Origin of the sequence: Citrobacter sp. RHBSTW-00524 (genome assembly GCF_013747755.1) — a bacterium.
Taxonomy (GTDB): Bacteria; Pseudomonadota; Gammaproteobacteria; order Enterobacterales; family Enterobacteriaceae; genus Citrobacter; species Citrobacter braakii.
The window spans coordinates 3022022-3037632 of the sequence record NZ_CP056421.1 but is presented as its reverse complement, the minus strand read 5'-3'; the positions used below and the strand labels follow the sequence as shown (position 1 = coordinate 3037632).

Below are 15611 nucleotides of genomic sequence, written 5' to 3'. Positions count from 1 at the left end.
AAGGTATTTGCACTTCTTTTGATGACCTGAACACTTCCTGACATCCCCTCGGGTACGCTTTGATGATTATTCGTCTGTACTTGAGGGGCAACATGGCTAACTGGCTGAATCAACTTCAATCTCTTCTTGGGCAAAAAGGATCTTCCGCGTCATCTTCTGGTGAGCAAGGGCTGAGTAAACTTCTGGTTCCCGGCGCGTTAGGCGGTCTGGCAGGATTACTGGTTGCCAACAAATCTTCACGTAAGTTACTGAGTAAATACGGCACCAGCGCGCTTCTGGTGGGCGGCGGTGCGGTTGCCGGTACCGTGTTATGGAACAAATACAAGGATAAGGTTCGCGCGGCGCATCAGGGTGAGCCGCAGTTCGGTGCACAAAGCTCGCCGCTGGATGAGCGAACCGAACGACTGATCCTGGCGCTGGTTTTTGCGGCGAAAAGCGATGGTCATATTGATGCCAAAGAACGTACCGCCATTGAGCAGCAACTTCGTGAAGCAGGCGTGGAAGAGCAGGGACGCGTTCTGATCGAACGCGCCATTGAACAACCGTTAGATCCTCAGCGCCTGGCACAAGGGATCCGCAACGAAGAAGAGGCGCTGGAAATATACTTCCTGAGCTGTGCGGCGATTGATATCGACCACTTTATGGAGCGTAGCTATCTGAACGCGCTGGGCGATGCGTTGAAGATCCCGCAGGATGTTCGTGAAGGCATTGAACAGGATCTCAAGGAACAAAAACAGGCTTTACCAGGTTAATTACTTACCGTTAAGGCGCATGTTTCGCTTGCATCATTGCTGTCTTTTGCCACCCTTATAGGATGTTTAAGCAAAAGAACAATGACATGCTACCAAAAGCTTCTCGTATTCCCCACGCCATGACGAATCATGGCGATACCCGCGTTGATAATTATTACTGGCTGCGAGATGACACCCGCTCGCAGCCAGAAGTGCTGGATTATCTGCAACAAGAAAATGCGTATGGCCGCCAGATCATGGCCTCGCAGCAGGCATTGCAGGATCGCGTCCTGAAAGAGATTATCGACCGTATCCCGCCTCAGGATGCTTCCGCCCCCTATGTGAAGAATGGTTATCGCTACCGGCATATTTATGAACCGGGGTGCGAATATGCCATTTATCAACGTCAGTCTGCCTTCAGTGAAGAGTGGGATGAATGGGACACCTTGCTGGATGGTAACCAGCGCGCGGCCCACAGTGAGTTTTATACGCTGGGGGGACTGGCGATATCTCCGGATAACACCATCATGGCGTTGGCCGAAGATTATCTCTCTCGTCGGCAATATGGCGTGCGTTTTCGCAATCTGCAAAGCGGCAACTGGTATCCGGAAGTGCTGGAAAACGTTGAAGCGGATCTGGTCTGGGCGAATGACTCGCAAACCTTCTATTACGTGCGCAAACACGCAACGACGCTGCTCCCGTATCAAGTGTGGCGGCATACCGTCGGCTCGCCGTCATCACTGGATGAGCTGGTGTATGAAGAAGCCGATGACATGTTTTATGTCAGTCTGCATAAAACGACCTCGTTACATTATGTAGTTATTCATATCGCCAGCGCGACCACCAGTGAGGTTTTGCTGCTTGACGCAGAACTGGCGGATGCCGAGCCGTTAGTCTTTTTAGCGCGACGCAAAGATCACGAGTATAGTCTCGATCACTATCAGCATACGTTTTATCTGCGTTCCAATTGTCAGGGTAAAAATTTCGGCCTGTACCGTACCCGTGTGCGTGATGAACAAGCCTGGGAGACGCTGATCCCGCCGCGCGACAGCGTCATGTTGGAGGGCTTTACGCTGTTCACAGACTGGCTGGTGGTGGAAGAGCGTCAGCGGGGCTTAACCAGCCTGCGACAGATTAATCGTAAAACGCGCGAAGTGGTCGGTATCGCTTTTGATGATCCGGCGTATGTGACATGGCTTGCCTATAATCCAGAACCTGAGACATCGCGTCTGCGTTATGGCTATTCCTCCATGACCACACCGGACACGCTGTTTGAACTGGATATGGACACCGGAGAGCGTCGCGTACTCAAACAGACGGAGGTCCCAGGGTTTGATGCGGTGAACTACCGTAGCGAACACGTCTGGATCACCGCGCGTGATGGCACCGAGGTTCCGGTTTCGCTGGTTTACCATCAAAAGTATTTCCTGAAAGGGAAAAACCCGTTACTGGTCTACGGCTATGGCTCGTATGGCGCCAGCATGGACGCCGATTTCAGCAGCAGCCGCTTGAGCTTACTGGATCGCGGCTTTGTTTATGCCATTGCTCATGTGCGTGGCGGCGGCGAGTTAGGACAGCAGTGGTACGAAGACGGTAAGTTTCTGCTCAAGAAAAATACCTTCAATGACTACCTTGACGTCTGCGACGCGCTGCTAAAAATGGGTTATGGCGCGCCTTCGCTGTGTTATGGCATGGGGGGGAGCGCCGGAGGAATGTTAATGGGTGTTGCCATTAATGAGCGCCCGGAACTCTTCCATGGCGTCATTGCGCAGGTGCCTTTTGTCGATGTGGTGACCACGATGCTGGATGAGTCCATTCCCCTGACGACCGGTGAGTTTGAAGAGTGGGGGAATCCGCAGGACGAAGAGTATTACACCTACATGAAAAGCTACAGCCCGTATGACAATGTTACAGCGCAAGATTATCCTCATCTGCTGGTTACGACGGGATTACACGACTCCCAGGTGCAATACTGGGAACCGGCAAAATGGGTGGCAAAACTGCGCGAGCTGAAAACGGACGATCGTCTGCTGTTACTCTGCACAGATATGGATTCCGGGCATGGCGGAAAATCCGGGCGTTTTAAATCATACGAAGGCGTGGCCCTGGAATACGCGTTTTTGATCGGACTGGCGCAGGGGACACTGCCTGGGCAGGCGTCTGCTCAGGCGTTATCCAGATAGTGCTTCAGCGTTAAGCGCAGCTCCGGGCTCATACTGTCGAGGTTATTAAATAACCAGCGCAGATAGCCCGGATCGCGTTCAGCCACTTCTGATACAGGTTTTCCGCGATACTTGCCGAAAGTGAAAGTAGTAAGTAACGCAGGACGGCCGGTAATATCGACCATCTGTTCTGCTGACCAGCCTGACGTTTGTATGATGTCGATCAGCAGTGCCGCGGTGATGTAGCAGTCGTACAGGGCACGGTGATGATGCAGGCCAGCTGGCGTCTGCACGCTCAGCTTGCGCGATTTATACAGCGCCATGTTGCTGTATTTGATTCCTGGCCACAAACGACGGGAGAGTTTCATGGTGCAAATCCACTCCCCGGGCATGTCGGGTAATACGCGGCGATCAAAACTTGCATTGTGCGCCACGTACCATTCACTGCCGTAATATTGTGGGATGACATCTTCAATCCATGGCTTATCGGCCACCATCGCTTCCGTAATGCGATGAATTGCCATCGCCTGAGGGCTGATGGGGCGGTCAGGACGCACCAGGTGGCTCATGGGATTGACTATTTTTCCGTCAACCACATCGACAGAAGCAATCTCAACAATGCCTCCCTGCAGACCACAGGTTTCTGTATCTATTATGCGCAACATGCCATGCTCCTGACCCAAAACGATTAGCGTAAAGGAATGATATCACCTTGCCAACCCCGTGGCGTGCGTTGACCGGTTAAGAGTAAGGAACCGCTGTCTGCGCGAACAATCAATCGACCTTGCTCATCCCATAACGCGCTGCTGCCACGCGCATTTGCCATTAATACCGCAATGGCAAATTTATGCGAGAAACTCTGTAGACGAGATGTGGAGGAGAGCAATTCGGGCTCACTGACAGACTGACTGCTGGTGAATAGCGAGTACGCCGGGTCGATATCGATACCTTCCGGCTGGCTATCCACAACGCTGATGGCATTTTGCTGTCTGGCGATACAGGCCCCGTGGCTCTGATGAAACATTAAGGGGGAGGTCATCCAGGGAGAGAAAAGCGCGATACCTTTTACGAACCGATTGTTATGTTCTACCGATAGCCCCGCAATAATCGTCATGCGATAAGTCACGGCTGCATGCGCGATAGGTTCTAACAACGCTTCATCGGGTGGGGCAGGGAGCGCGTCATTCTCATCAACACAACCCAACAGGGAAAGGGAGGGGAAAACCAGCAATTCACATTGGCATTGAGCGGCTGCCTGAATGAATTGCAGGTGATGCGCGACATGTTCGGTAACTGAGGTTTGAAGAGGTTCGTACTGTGCTGCTGCGATTTTCCAGTGCGACATAATGATTTCCTTTTCATAGTGTCTACAACCATCTTTAAAGTATAGATTAAGAATATACTTATACTGTAGCAGGCATCATGTAAGGAATCGTAACGTAATATAAGTTTTATTTAACTTTAGGCTCGTAGGGTAAACGTGAAAGGGAAACAGATGCCAGACGGTGCGCGATCAGTCTTTCCCGAAACCAGTCGCGTAAATGTTCGGGCTGTTCACGCTCAACGACTTCGGCAACAACCGGCATGTTGTATCGCTCCTTAAATGCGACACCCGCCGCGGCCAGGTCAACATTGACCTTATCCATTTCAGCTTGCTCAAGTTTGGCCAGATTGATGTTCATGGGCTTCTCCTTTTCTCTGTCTTTCGGCGCGCAAAGTTACTAAGAGTGTGCATTAATGGCAAGACCGAAATGATGATTCTCGACTCGATCATTGTAGAAGGTTATTCTCTATAGATTAGACATAACAAAAAGGAATAGTTGAAATGGCTTCATCTGCATCTATGCTTCGTAACGCTCTCATCGTACTCGCCAGCGTTCTGGCAACTCCCGCCGCTCTGGCTCATGCTCACCTGACAAAACAAAGCCCGGCGGCTAATGCCGATGTTGCGGTATCTCCTCAGGCGTTGACGCTGAATTTCTCTGAAGGTGTCGAGCCGGGATTCAGCGGCGCAACGCTGACAGGCCCAAACAAAGAACAGATCAAAACGGGCAAGGCATCACGCAGTGAACAGGACAAAACACAACTGATTATTCCGCTTGCTCAAACGCTTGAGGCCGGAAAATATACTGTCGACTGGCACGTCGTCTCCGTGGATGGCCATAAGACAAAGGGGCAATATACCTTTAGCGTGAAATAACCAATGCTGGAATTTACCTGGGTTGCACTACGGTTTATCCATTTTACCACGTTGATGCTGGTGTTTGGCTGTGCGCTCTACGGCGCATGGCTGGCTCCCGTTTCGGTTCGTCGTTTAATGATGCGTCGTTTTTTGCGTCTGCAACGACATGCCGCAGCGTGGAGCTTCATTAGCGCGACGCTGATGCTGGCGATCCAGGGTGGTTTAATGGGCTCAGGCTGGCGGGATGTTATTTCTAGTGACATATGGGGCGCCGTGTTGCAAACGCAGTTTGGCGGCGTGTGGTTATGGCAGATTATCCTCGCACTGGTCACGCTGGTGGTGGTAATTATAGTACCGCGCAGCATGCCGCGACGGCTGTTAATGCTGACGATTGCGCAGTTTATTTTGCTGGCTGGCGTCGGACACGCGACGCTGCATAGCGGTATCGCAGGGGCAATCCAGCAGGTTAACCACGCCTTGCATTTGGTATGCGCTGCCGCCTGGTTCGGTGGTTTGCTGCCCGTACTTTACTGTATGCAAATGGCGCAAGGCCGCTGGCGGGAACAGGCCATCAATACTATGATGCGTTTCTCCCGCTACGGGCATCTTTTCGTTATCGGAGTTTTACTTACCGGTATCATGAATGCGCTGTTTATTGTTGGTTTTTCTGTTCCCTGGCACATGGCTTACGGGCAACTGCTTTTGTTAAAAGGTGCTCTGGTGATGCTAATGGTGGCGATTGCGCTGGTGAATCGGTATGTTCTGGTACCACGCATGCGGCAGGATAACCGCAGTATGACACTCTATTTTGTTTGGATGACTAAGCTGGAATGGGGAATTGGGGCCGTTGTGCTGGCGATTGTCAGCCTGTTTGCAACCCTCGAACCTTTCTGATTGATGGATTGGCAAAACGCATGAAAAAAATCATTATCTCGTTATTAATACTGGCAAGTTCAGGGGCCGCGCTGGCTGCGCCACAGGTCATCACCGTCAGCCGTTTTGAGGTTGGCAAAGATAAGTGGGCGTTTAATCGGGAAGAGGTGATGCTGACCTGCCGTCCGGGTAACGCGCTGTATGTCATCAATCCCAGTACGCTGGTGCAATACCCATTGAATGATGTTGCCAGACAGCAGGTAGAGAGCGGGAAAACTACGGCGAAGCCGATCGAGATTATCCAGATTGACGACCCGGCGAAACCGGGTGAAAAAATGAGCCTCGCACCGTTTGTGGAGCGTGCAGAAAAGCTCTGCTAATTGTCAGATGTAGCGTTCTGATTTCCAATAAAAAACCGCAAGGCTCTCTCAGGAGAACTTGCGGTTTTTACGTTTGGATGTGTGACAATCGTCCTTTTTTTCAGGCCACTTTAGTCGCGGACTGGAAAACCTGGCGCTGTCATCTATTCTTAAATGGCAGGGTAACTTAGCCTGCATTAATGCCAACTTTTAGCGCACGGCTCTCTCCCAAGAGCCATTTCCCTGGACCGAATACAGGAATCGTATTCGGTCTCTTTTTATATTCTTGTTTTCGTTGGGTTTTTTCGGTGCTTTCACGAAATTCCACGAAAATTACTCGAAATTTCCATATCCTGTCTAAACCATAACATATTCTGCACCACGTGCGTCCAGGTATTTTTTGGTCATTGTTAAATTTTTATGCCCCAGCAGCCTCTGTGCGAAATCCTCTCCGCGCTCCCTTTCATAGAGTCTACTCGCCAAACTCCTGATTTCATGGAACGGAGGAGGGTTGGGGCCAAACTTTAACTCTGTAGAATCCCTGATATCGGAAAACGCTTGAGTGATTCCGTCCGGAGTTAACGGACCTGGCTTCCTACCGCCACGCCTTACCGAAGAATAAATCATGAAGTCTGACGGGTTGTTTTTACGACAACGGTCGATAACATCCTGCAGTACCAAATCAGCAGAGTCCAGTCGCAAATCAAGTGGCAACGCCAATTTGTGACCTGTCTTTTCCTGCGTGACAAACAACCTTCCATCCCTGATATCGCTGAATCTGAACAACGATACGTCCTCTCTTCTTTGTCCGGTGACAAGTGCAAGGTCACATGCATTTGCAGCCCATTCGGAATGGGTTGTTGCGGCATCTCTTATTATCTCAAACTGTTCAAGCAAAAGACGCTCACGCTTCACTTTTGGTGTCGGCGTTCTTGTCGGCTCTGCCGGGTTCCTTTCAATATGCCCTTCGACAATCGCTTCCCTGAAAATATCCAACAACACCGAACGCAGTCCGGAGGCCATGCTCTTCTTGTCACAGAGTATGTAACTCTCAAGAAAAGAAGATACGTCCTTCGTGCTGACAGCAGATAGCGGCATACGTCCGAATTCATCACTGATAGTGGCGATCTGGTTACGCCTGACCTTCATCGTGTTGGGCTTCAATTCTCTTCGCTCAAGAATTACTTCGTAACGCTCAAGCCACGCTTTCACCGTAAATGTGGGTGTTTCCTTTATGCGGTCCAGCAGCGCTGACGGAAGGTAATTCTGTTCGATGTAGTTATTGGCTTCGATGGCCTGAGAAATGGCGTCCTTTCTGTCGATCCGGCCAAGAGATAACTCTTGACCGGTAATCGGGTTTCGCCAGCTATAAAGCCTGTCTCTTTTACGATAGGTCAGGTTACGGGGCAGGTTAGCGTCGTAACGAACTGGCCTTTTCGCCATGAGTCAGTCTCTCCAGTAGAGTGCCGCCAGTTGGCAGCGCTAGGTGTTTTGCTTTGTGACGAAGGTTCTTTTTGCTCGGATCCACATAGATGGCGTCAGGCTGAACCTTATATTCTTTGCCGTGAAGCTCCGGGGCAGGGAAAATGCGCCCCTCCCGCGCCCAGCGGCGAAGTGTTGAAAGAGACGGAGGGGTTGAATAAGTTGAATTCGCCCATTCCAGCAGATTAAGAAGCTTGGCCATACTACCTCCGGCTTCCGGCAACTTATTATAGAGCTGCCGGAAAACTGTTAATGAAATATCGTTATCAACTCACCTGACCTGGCAGCGCGCGCAACCGGCGCATACCTGTCATTGCCGTGGCCACGTAGCTCGCCTTACGGTTAACTACCTCAACCCAGACCTTTACGCCTTCAACTCTCACCGTGTACGTCTCTTTCATCTTGCTGCGGCCATAGTCGCCGTAACGTTCTGCATGAGTGGCCAGTGCTATGTCGCATGCCTGACGCGCTAATGGGGATTGCTGATTGGCTCGGTTAATCAGTCGCATTACATCTCCTCAGTGGGAGGGCGAAGCCTCCCGCCTCCCTTAGGCCACGTATTCCGGTTTCATATCCGCCAGGATGATGCTGAACTGATCGTGCAGCTCGTCGCCCAGATGACGTTTCGCCGTTGCAAGAGCTCGCTCAACTTCCCCAAACCGTTCAGCTGCATCCGGTGCGTCCGGAGACGGTAGGGAGTTGATCGCGGCTTCAACCTTGTTACGTGAATCAACCAAGTAATAGCGTTTCACTGCCTTATTCTTCAGCTCGGTGAACAGGGCAGATCCGAGCGTGGCCTTCGCGCTTTCGATATCAGCGCGCAGTGCTTTTGCACTATCAACATCCTGAGCGGCATCGATGCGTTCGCGGAAATCATCAGCCAGTGAGTCGATATTTACCGATGATTCCTGTGCGCTCTGCGTGGTTGTGACGGTGTCACATGCTATTTCAGCAGCGCTCATTCGTTGGATTGGTGCAGGGTTAATTTCGCGCTCTGTTCGTTGTTCCAGATCTTCTCTGTCATAAACACCCATTGTGACTTCAGGGCAGTAAGTCCTCGCCCAATACTTGACGGCCAAATAACCTATTTGCTGTTTAGGTGCGGTTTTCCACAAAGGGGAATTTCGCGTAGTAATATCAGCAAGGTAAATTGGCTCTCCCCAGGTCACCTCTGTCTCGCCTCGAAGGACTGCTCCGACGCGAACAAACAAACCTGATTCATCACGCCCGTCTTTTTTGCCAACAATTTTTTCCCACTCGCCGCCGTACTCGTATTTAAAGCGCCCGTGTACAACTTTGGAGCTGGTGATTAAAGCGTTGTAAAGCTGTGCTTCATAACCCAGAGCCCCGTTAACTAGGTGTGTTTTCTGTCCTACAACAAATGGGTCCATACCCCAACGAGCGGCCTGCATGATTATTGCTAGGCAATCAGAAGGTCTTCCCTGTAGATGTTTCGGTACTGTCGCTACGCCCTGAGACATCACCTCTGCTAGCTTCATCATGCGATCCATGACGTCGATATTCAGAAGCAGGGATGTGTTATTCATCGTGTTAGGTTCGTTATGTTCAATAACTGCAACGTTGGTCTTTTCCATCATCATTCCCCTTATACCTGAGTGCGCAGCGCTTCAAGGCGGCGCAGGTCGAAGTCGTTCAGTTCGTCGGTGTAATCAGCAGTGATCGGCGCTGGCCATTCACCAGTATCAAAACCGGTAGCGATGGCGCGCATCGCCTTGCGGTACTCCAACATGCCCAGTTCCAGTAGTTCTGCGGATGCCTCGATGATGGCGATCCAGTGGTAGTTCTCGTCTTTGTTGACGAAAATCCAGAAGAACTGGTCCAGTGCTGCGGTCTCGCAATACATAGCCGCGCTCAGGTGGTAGTCACGATCGATGATTTCCCGGTGCAGTTTGGCGCGAAGACCCTCCTGCTTAACGTTCCACATACTGATGGTTTTCAGGTCGGCACCGATGCGCACACCGTCCAGGTCGATTTCCAGATCCGGACGTACACGGACTTCCAGCCCGGTTTCGTCGTCGAATCCGAAATAACTAACCTCAACAGCGCGGCTCGGGTGTGTCAGTAGCTTGCCGGCGGTGGGGTGCTGGAGCAGAGCTTTCTGAATGTTCAGCGCGGTACTAAGTTGCTGGCGGGTTACCAGCACTTTCCCTTGCGGGTTCTCGCGCCACGCATCCAGCAGTTCGTCGGCGAAGACGGCGTCCGGATTAACAGACTTCACTGCCTGTATCAGATCTGCTTTAGTACCGGACACTTTCAGCTGTTGGGGTTTCTGCGCTTCCTGTGCAACCAGGTCAGGATTGATGATTACCAACTGCTCGAGTAACGCATCACGGCTACCGCTGGTTTTCAACTGTGCAGGCAGAGTGGCGTTGTATTCCTTGATGCAGGCTTTCATCGCCGCTGCGGTCTGTTTCTGATCCGCTTCGATACGCTGGTACTCTTCGGGCAGCGACATATAACTCTGGCCGGTTTCTTCCAGCGACCCGCCGAGCGGCAGTTGTACTGGCAGCGTGGCGTTGTATTCTTCTAGCAAAGCTTTGATATCGTCTGCGCTCAGTTGCGCTGGCAGGTTGGCGTTGTACTCATCAATAAACGCGCGGATAGTTGCCGTGGTGGTAAATGCGCCTTCCGGGATTACGGGTTCAACGCTAAATTCTTCATCGAGCTGCTCTGGCTGCAACGCCAGTGCATGCACCAGGTTACCCATATCCAGAACAGGAGAGCGTTCTTTGATAATGGTTTTCTCTACGTGGCGCGCATTGAAGTACATCAGCGACACACGCGCATCTTTCACCTGGGTAGAGCTGATACCGTTGGCTGCGTGATAAACCTCGTTCGGCAGACCTTCGTAGCGACCTGGCTCGAAGTAAGCGGGGTAAACAACAGCTGGTTCGTCAGATTGGGCATCTGGCTCGGTTTGATTCACTTTTTGGGCGTTTTGATGCGCAGATTCATCATTCTGATGCGCGTTTTCTGGTTTTTGTTTCACATCGGCTTGCTGGCCGGTATGTGACTCTTCACCAGTTTCCAGACTGCTTTCGCCTGACTGCACTTCATCACCAGTCTGTTCTTCATCACTGACAGTTTCTTCCATCTGCACATGACTGGTGGTGTCCTCATTAACTGGTGAGCGGTCATCTGTATGTGTTTGTTGATCACCCATCAGGCCATCGATGGAGAATACGCCGTTGCCCATGTTGGCGATTTGTGGCTGTTCGTCAGCGGCCTGCTTATTAATTTCGTTTTCCCAGCTTTCTTCCGGCTTATGCCTGGCTGCTGCCAGCATTTCTGTTGTTGGGTGCTCGTGGTCGGTTTCCGTTAGGTTCGCGTTGATATAACCAGATAGACGGTCTGGATTAAGGTAATAAGAAGGATGCGCGCTACGTATCAGCGCAAAAATCGCAGCGCGGGAATAATCTAGGATACCTGCGCGTTTGCGCAGGGCTGAGGACCACTCTTTGAATGGACTATCTTTGGCTAGTACCATAGCTTTTGCTGGGCGGAAGGCTTCACCGGGAATATCGTAGATGTTGAAATCCATCGACAGAGTGGCGAGAGCAATTTCTATATCCAGATTATCCAAAGAATGGGTAAGTTTAGGATTGCGATCGGTCTTATTTCCACCGCCAGCATTGGTTTTGACGTCAGTGCGTTGAATCTGCGCAACACGATTACCTTTCTGCCATTCCTTGACCAGCAGGCCGCGATCGATGTAATCAGTTTTGAACCACACCGTCAGGAACTGGATAACTGTTGCCAGCTCCGTTTTTTTACCGTCGACAGGGAAGACAGTCATAACAGCATTCACGACTTTATGAATATCGTGCTCAATGGCTTTTTTGAATGCTTCCACATTCTCAGCAGCCAGCAACAGGTTCTGGATGTACGTGTCATCAGTGTCCATCTCAAGGCGGACAATCTCGTTTTTCTGCCCAGCGTCGATGTGATAGAGATATTCACCTTCACCGATGAACTGAGCCAGTACGCGCTGGCGGAATGGCAGGGTGGCTACGACGATCAGGTTCGGCTGCTCTGACTGCTGAGACTCTTCTGCATGGCCGGTTTCACCATCAACGACATTGTCATCAGCCAGGTGTTTTTCTTCCTGCACCACATCATCAGCTTTCAGTTTCAGATTCCAGGTGCGCTGGTCTTCGGCCAGTTCGTAACGATCGCACCAGGTGAAATCAACTTCACCTTCTTCCGGAAGGTCATCAACAACCGGGAAGTCAGTGCGAATTGGCTTGGCGTACTCCTTACCACGGCCAGTTTCGATGCCAGCGTCTTCCAGAGCAACGTCCAGCATCAGGTTGGCGCGAGCCTCAGTTTTTGCAGTGAACCAGACAAAAGCATCAGGCTTTCCCGACTTTTGTGTGGCTTTAACTACATATGGAAATTCCATGTGAGATCCTCATTTTTGGGTGTTAGAATCCCCGGACCATTGATAGCGCCCATTGGGTTAACTTTGGTTTTAATGTTGTTTCCGGTGTAACTTTGGTCGGTGCCACCGGACGTAGATCCCGCCTTGCGCGGGGTGTACGTTAGCCTTCGTGAGCCATCTGGTCGTGCGAAGCGCAACGTCTGGAACAGTACTCTTTCTCTTTGCGCGCCAGCAGTGAGCCGTTGCGATAGAGAAGGGTACTTTTGATTACTTCTTCCGGTTTAACCGGCTTGCTGCAATAACCGCATTTCTTGTCTTGCATGACACTCTCCGTTAATGGCTGAGGCCATTCCCCAGACCGTTCAGATAAACTTCAACCAGCAAATCCCTGGTGTAAGTCATCTCAACGCCGCGATGCAGATACAAACGACCACGAGCATTAGCTGATGCCGTCCAGGTTGAATCCTTGTGTTTGACGAGCATTCCCGGCTGAACTGCGCCGCGGTTTACCGTCTGTGTACCGTAGTGCTGATGAACCATGATGTTCTCCACTATTGCTGAGTGAACTTCGCTGGTGATGCCGTGGTGCTGATCTTCACAGTTGAGCGTTTTAACTCTGCAGTTCACCACCGCGAAATTCACTCTTATGTGCCTGTTTGTTATCCCTGTTAGGCTTCAGGGTTCCTTGCTTTCCACAGTCAAAGGAATTCGGTACTCTGTCATTTCCACAGTCAAAACAAGGAAATGTCATGAAATTCAAACTCATCTCAGGCAATCGCACGATTGATTCAGTTGCCTACGATTTGGCGCTTTCGATTGCCTCAAAAGAAACTTCAACAACCACTCCGGCCTTAGTGTTGGCGAAGGTCATGGAGCTGATGCCTGAATGCATCAAGCTTGTTTCCGAAAAAGCTTCCGAAGAAAGCAAGCTGAAGACCGGTAAAGTTCGGCCGCTAGTCCTTTAAGAGATCGGCCATATAGCTCGGTCATAACATCTTCCAGCGAGCCGCTTGCATAAATTGAGTGGCCGCTGTTCAAAACAATTCTCACCACCTCACCGCCCGCCCCACTATCGTAGGATTCAAGGTAGGTAACGCTTCTACTGTGAATCACAACAACATGATCATCATCGCCAGTTATTGTTGTGAATCGAAATTTACCTCTCATGGGTCCTCTCCTCATTTGCCCTTGTCGCCAGGCTGGCGGAACGTTGTTGAACCTTATGCGCTTAGTGTTTCGCGATGAGGTGATAATAGCAATGGCTATCAGTCATATCAATACGTATTGCTATTTAATGAATGCAATTGCTATTAAAATGTTGATAGCGAAAGGAATTTATTTTTAATGCGGTCGCATGTTATGCTCAAAAAAACATCAAGACGGGGTGGCTGAATGGAATTAAATGAAGAAAGAGTGAACATGATGGCTCATGCCGCAGGGCGGGCGGTAATGGAGTTAGCGCTGGCGGATTTACCTGTTACTCAGCAGACCATCATTGACAAGCTAGAGCAATATCGCAAAGAAACTGGGAATGTTATCGGAAAGGGCGTGAACAGGGATGCGGCAGAGATAGTGAGAAATGGCAGTAAGGCTGTTAAATAGGCAGTAAAAACCCGGCGTGATGGCCGGGTTAAAAGATAAGAGTTAAGACTCTAATAATATTTTCTTGGCAAACTCTATTGTATCTTTATGATTTGATGCAGGAATATGGTTTATCTTCTTAGCGTCCATTGTTTTCTTTATAGTATCTATAACCTTTTTTTGACCTGTAGTGGGAGATTCTGGTACTTCAATGGTAAAAAGAATATCTTCAATCTTCAGTAGATTTTCTTCGGCAGCTCTAGTGATCCTCATGACCCAAGTGTCGCTATGTTCCATCATTTTCCCAGGTTCAGTCTGAGTGAATGCTATAGGCTTAATCGCGCATTGAATCTCATTTTGCCTTTTTGCTACTAAAGGCATTGAGAATTTTGCATAAAACCCATCAATAGACTCCTGCTTAAAAATATTTCTTAAACCATCAATTCTATCAATACTTCGTTTGAGCTCTCTTGCAAGCACATCCTCACGACGTTCTTTGGTGTAATCGGAGTGATTAACATATTTATTGTAAATACGTGTCAAATCTTCCTTTGGATTTTCACTGAGAACAACCCTTGTCGTGCTGAACTGAAAAATAGATTCTTTTTTCGAAGTAAAATATCTAAAGAATTGAGCAAGTTGCTGATGTCCAGAAATCTGTGAAGCTTGGGCTTTTGCGAATTGCAACTCTCGTTGAATGGTGTCTTTTGCTACAGGGAAAATACAATCATCGTGGAAAAAGCTTTTTACACGAGAATCATTTCTCTTAGTTATCTGAAAATCAAAGTAATTTTCTTTTGGCGCGCAGATGACTACGCCTATGTTCGCAAACTCTTCAGTTTCCGCATAGGGCGCATACCTAACAATGCTGTAAAGGCATGGGGTTGTCATGCTATCTCGCTCCAAAATTCATCACGGTCGCCTTTATCTAAGGTGTCGCAAACAAAAGGTAAAAACTCATCATCAACGATCCACTCATCTGGAATTTCTTCAAGAATAGCAGGAAGCTTAACTAAGCTATCGACGACCTTCTGACGATACTCAAGGCGATCTACTAAGTCATACTCCCACTTGCGATTACCAGGGCCGTAGACATGAACTAAAAAATCATCAGGATCAGCATTTTCATCAAAGGATAGATTATGGTCAATTAGATAATACTTATCGTTGCCAACATCATAAAGAATATTGACGTTCCCACCTTTACTGGTAAGAGTTCTATCGGCATTGATTACCCATCTATCAAAGACATAGATTAACTTCTGTTGCTCTATAGGTACGATGGACTCATTCCTTGACTGAGAGAACGTCAGTGCTACCGCACCTTCGATGTAAAGTGACGCAAAGGCGTGGCCGGTACAAATGTCACGTTGAAGGTCAGGTGAGTACTCAACAAGATCTTCCGGCACGAATACGATTTTAAAGTCAGGCAAAGCAAGGCCTAAATCGTTAGCCAGGCAACCAGAAATGAACTCAGCCAAGAGATTTTTAGGTGGCATCGATGGCTTCGATTTCAAAACATACAATTGGCCATCATCACATTTGCAAAGATATGGTTGTGTAGAGCCTTCATTAATGCGACGAATTATTTCAACGACATTAGGGATTGCATCATTGTTGCCTGCTTCGCGCTCCATCACTAATCCTTGCCTATTCGTGGTTGCTTAACTGATGCATTTCAAATGCCGGGCCCGCTAGGACAGCGCCTGAAGCAAAGTCATGCCAAATCTCAACATCGATTTTTGTTAGATACCTCAATCGTTCCCGCTGCATCATCTCAATCCTCAGATGAACGAATTCGGCCCTTCATGTACTTCTCGTACATAGCATCCAGCTCTT

19 protein-coding genes are annotated in these 15611 nt (G+C 49.5%); 7 read left to right on the top strand and 12 right to left on the bottom strand.

Going from position 1 to position 15611, the window contains the following annotated elements:
• Positions 1 to 92 precede the first annotated feature (92 nt).
• Complete coding sequence (locus tag HV229_RS14750; protein WP_016156220.1) at positions 93 to 752, top strand: tellurite resistance TerB family protein; 660 nt, start codon at positions 93 to 95, stop codon at positions 750 to 752.
• Positions 753 to 838: 86 nt separating this feature from the next.
• Positions 839 to 2914: an oligopeptidase B gene (ptrB, locus tag HV229_RS14745; RefSeq protein ID WP_172976638.1), complete on the top strand. Its 2076-nt coding sequence runs from the start codon at positions 839 to 841 to the stop codon at positions 2912 to 2914.
• Here the strand turns inward: ptrB and exoX are convergent.
• From exoX to HV229_RS14730, 3 genes are all read right to left on the bottom strand, one after another.
• The gene (gene exoX / locus HV229_RS14740; protein WP_016152773.1) at positions 2896 to 3558 is read right to left on the bottom strand and encodes an exodeoxyribonuclease X; all 663 of its coding nucleotides are present in this window, start codon (positions 3556 to 3558) and stop codon (positions 2896 to 2898) included. The genes ptrB and exoX overlap by 19 nt on opposite strands.
• A gap of 23 nt (positions 3559 to 3581) precedes the next feature.
• Entirely contained in the window at positions 3582 to 4238 is a 657-nt protein-coding gene (locus HV229_RS14735; protein ID WP_049271204.1) for a carbon-nitrogen hydrolase family protein, read from the bottom strand.
• 106 nt (positions 4239 to 4344) lie between these two features.
• Positions 4345 to 4575 carry a DNA polymerase III subunit theta gene (locus HV229_RS14730; protein WP_003034925.1) on the bottom strand — a complete coding sequence of 77 codons (231 nt, stop codon included), beginning with the start codon at positions 4573 to 4575 and terminating at the stop codon, positions 4345 to 4347.
• A gap of 143 nt (positions 4576 to 4718) precedes the next feature.
• On the opposite strand from HV229_RS14730, the gene yobA reads away from it, so the two are divergent.
• From yobA to HV229_RS14715, 3 genes are read left to right on the top strand one after another with little or no spacing between them, the layout of a single operon-like run.
• Positions 4719 to 5093 carry a CopC domain-containing protein YobA gene (yobA, locus tag HV229_RS14725; RefSeq protein WP_046276426.1) on the top strand — a complete coding sequence of 125 codons (375 nt, stop codon included), beginning with the start codon at positions 4719 to 4721 and terminating at the stop codon, positions 5091 to 5093.
• Positions 5094 to 5096: 3 nt separating this feature from the next.
• Positions 5097 to 5969 carry a copper homeostasis membrane protein CopD gene (gene copD, locus HV229_RS14720; RefSeq protein ID WP_049271209.1) on the top strand — a complete coding sequence of 291 codons (873 nt, stop codon included), beginning with the start codon at positions 5097 to 5099 and terminating at the stop codon, positions 5967 to 5969.
• Positions 5970 to 5989: 20 nt separating this feature from the next.
• Positions 5990 to 6328, top strand: a complete 339-nt coding sequence (locus HV229_RS14715; protein WP_115190683.1) for a YebY family protein — start codon at positions 5990 to 5992, stop codon at positions 6326 to 6328.
• 336 nt (positions 6329 to 6664) lie between these two features.
• Here HV229_RS14715 and HV229_RS14710 read toward each other — a convergent pair whose 3' ends face one another.
• The 7 genes from HV229_RS14710 to HV229_RS14680 all read right to left on the bottom strand — a co-directional run bounded on the left by HV229_RS14710 (position 6665) and on the right by HV229_RS14680 (position 12731).
• Positions 6665 to 7750, bottom strand: coding sequence for a tyrosine-type recombinase/integrase (locus HV229_RS14710; protein WP_047415377.1), 1086 nt, complete (start codon positions 7748 to 7750; stop codon positions 6665 to 6667).
• Entirely contained in the window at positions 7719 to 7991 is a 273-nt protein-coding gene (locus HV229_RS14705; protein WP_072034353.1) for an excisionase, read from the bottom strand. Before HV229_RS14705 ends, HV229_RS14710 begins: the two co-directional genes overlap by 32 nt.
• 64 nt (positions 7992 to 8055) lie before the next feature.
• Positions 8056 to 8298: a DUF4060 family protein gene (locus HV229_RS14700; protein WP_047415379.1), complete on the bottom strand. Its 243-nt coding sequence runs from the start codon at positions 8296 to 8298 to the stop codon at positions 8056 to 8058.
• A 39-nt stretch (positions 8299 to 8337) separates the two neighbouring features.
• Complete coding sequence (locus HV229_RS14695; protein ID WP_181547711.1) at positions 8338 to 9384, bottom strand: RecT family recombinase; 1047 nt, start codon at positions 9382 to 9384, stop codon at positions 8338 to 8340.
• Between the two features lie 11 nt (positions 9385 to 9395).
• Positions 9396 to 12212, bottom strand: a complete 2817-nt coding sequence (locus HV229_RS14690) for a RecE family exodeoxyribonuclease (protein WP_181545731.1) — start codon at positions 12210 to 12212, stop codon at positions 9396 to 9398.
• A gap of 139 nt (positions 12213 to 12351) precedes the next feature.
• Positions 12352 to 12513 carry a YdaE family protein gene (locus HV229_RS14685; protein ID WP_057064861.1) on the bottom strand — a complete coding sequence of 54 codons (162 nt, stop codon included), beginning with the start codon at positions 12511 to 12513 and terminating at the stop codon, positions 12352 to 12354.
• 11 nt (positions 12514 to 12524) lie between these two features.
• Complete coding sequence (locus tag HV229_RS14680; protein ID WP_016156718.1) at positions 12525 to 12731, bottom strand: hypothetical protein; 207 nt, start codon at positions 12729 to 12731, stop codon at positions 12525 to 12527.
• Between the two features lie 209 nt (positions 12732 to 12940).
• Here HV229_RS14680 and HV229_RS14675 point away from each other — a divergent pair, with 209 nt between their 5' ends.
• Both HV229_RS14675 and HV229_RS14670 read left to right on the top strand, forming a co-directional pair.
• The gene (locus HV229_RS14675; RefSeq protein ID WP_039270078.1) at positions 12941 to 13156 is read left to right on the top strand and encodes a hypothetical protein; all 216 of its coding nucleotides are present in this window, start codon (positions 12941 to 12943) and stop codon (positions 13154 to 13156) included.
• 427 nt (positions 13157 to 13583) lie between these two features.
• Entirely contained in the window at positions 13584 to 13793 is a 210-nt protein-coding gene (locus HV229_RS14670; protein ID WP_181545729.1) for a hypothetical protein, read from the top strand.
• A gap of 42 nt (positions 13794 to 13835) precedes the next feature.
• Here the strand turns inward: HV229_RS14670 and HV229_RS14665 are convergent, their stop codons facing one another.
• A complete protein-coding gene (locus HV229_RS14665; protein ID WP_181545727.1) occupies positions 13836 to 14663 on the bottom strand; it encodes a DUF3037 domain-containing protein in 828 nt (275 codons plus the stop codon).
• Positions 14660 to 15409 (bottom strand): HipA family kinase, encoded by a 750-nt coding sequence (locus HV229_RS14660; RefSeq protein WP_181545726.1) that lies wholly within the window; start codon positions 15407 to 15409, stop codon positions 14660 to 14662. Before HV229_RS14660 ends, HV229_RS14665 begins: the two co-directional genes overlap by 4 nt.
• Positions 15410 to 15611: the final 202 nt, after the last annotated feature.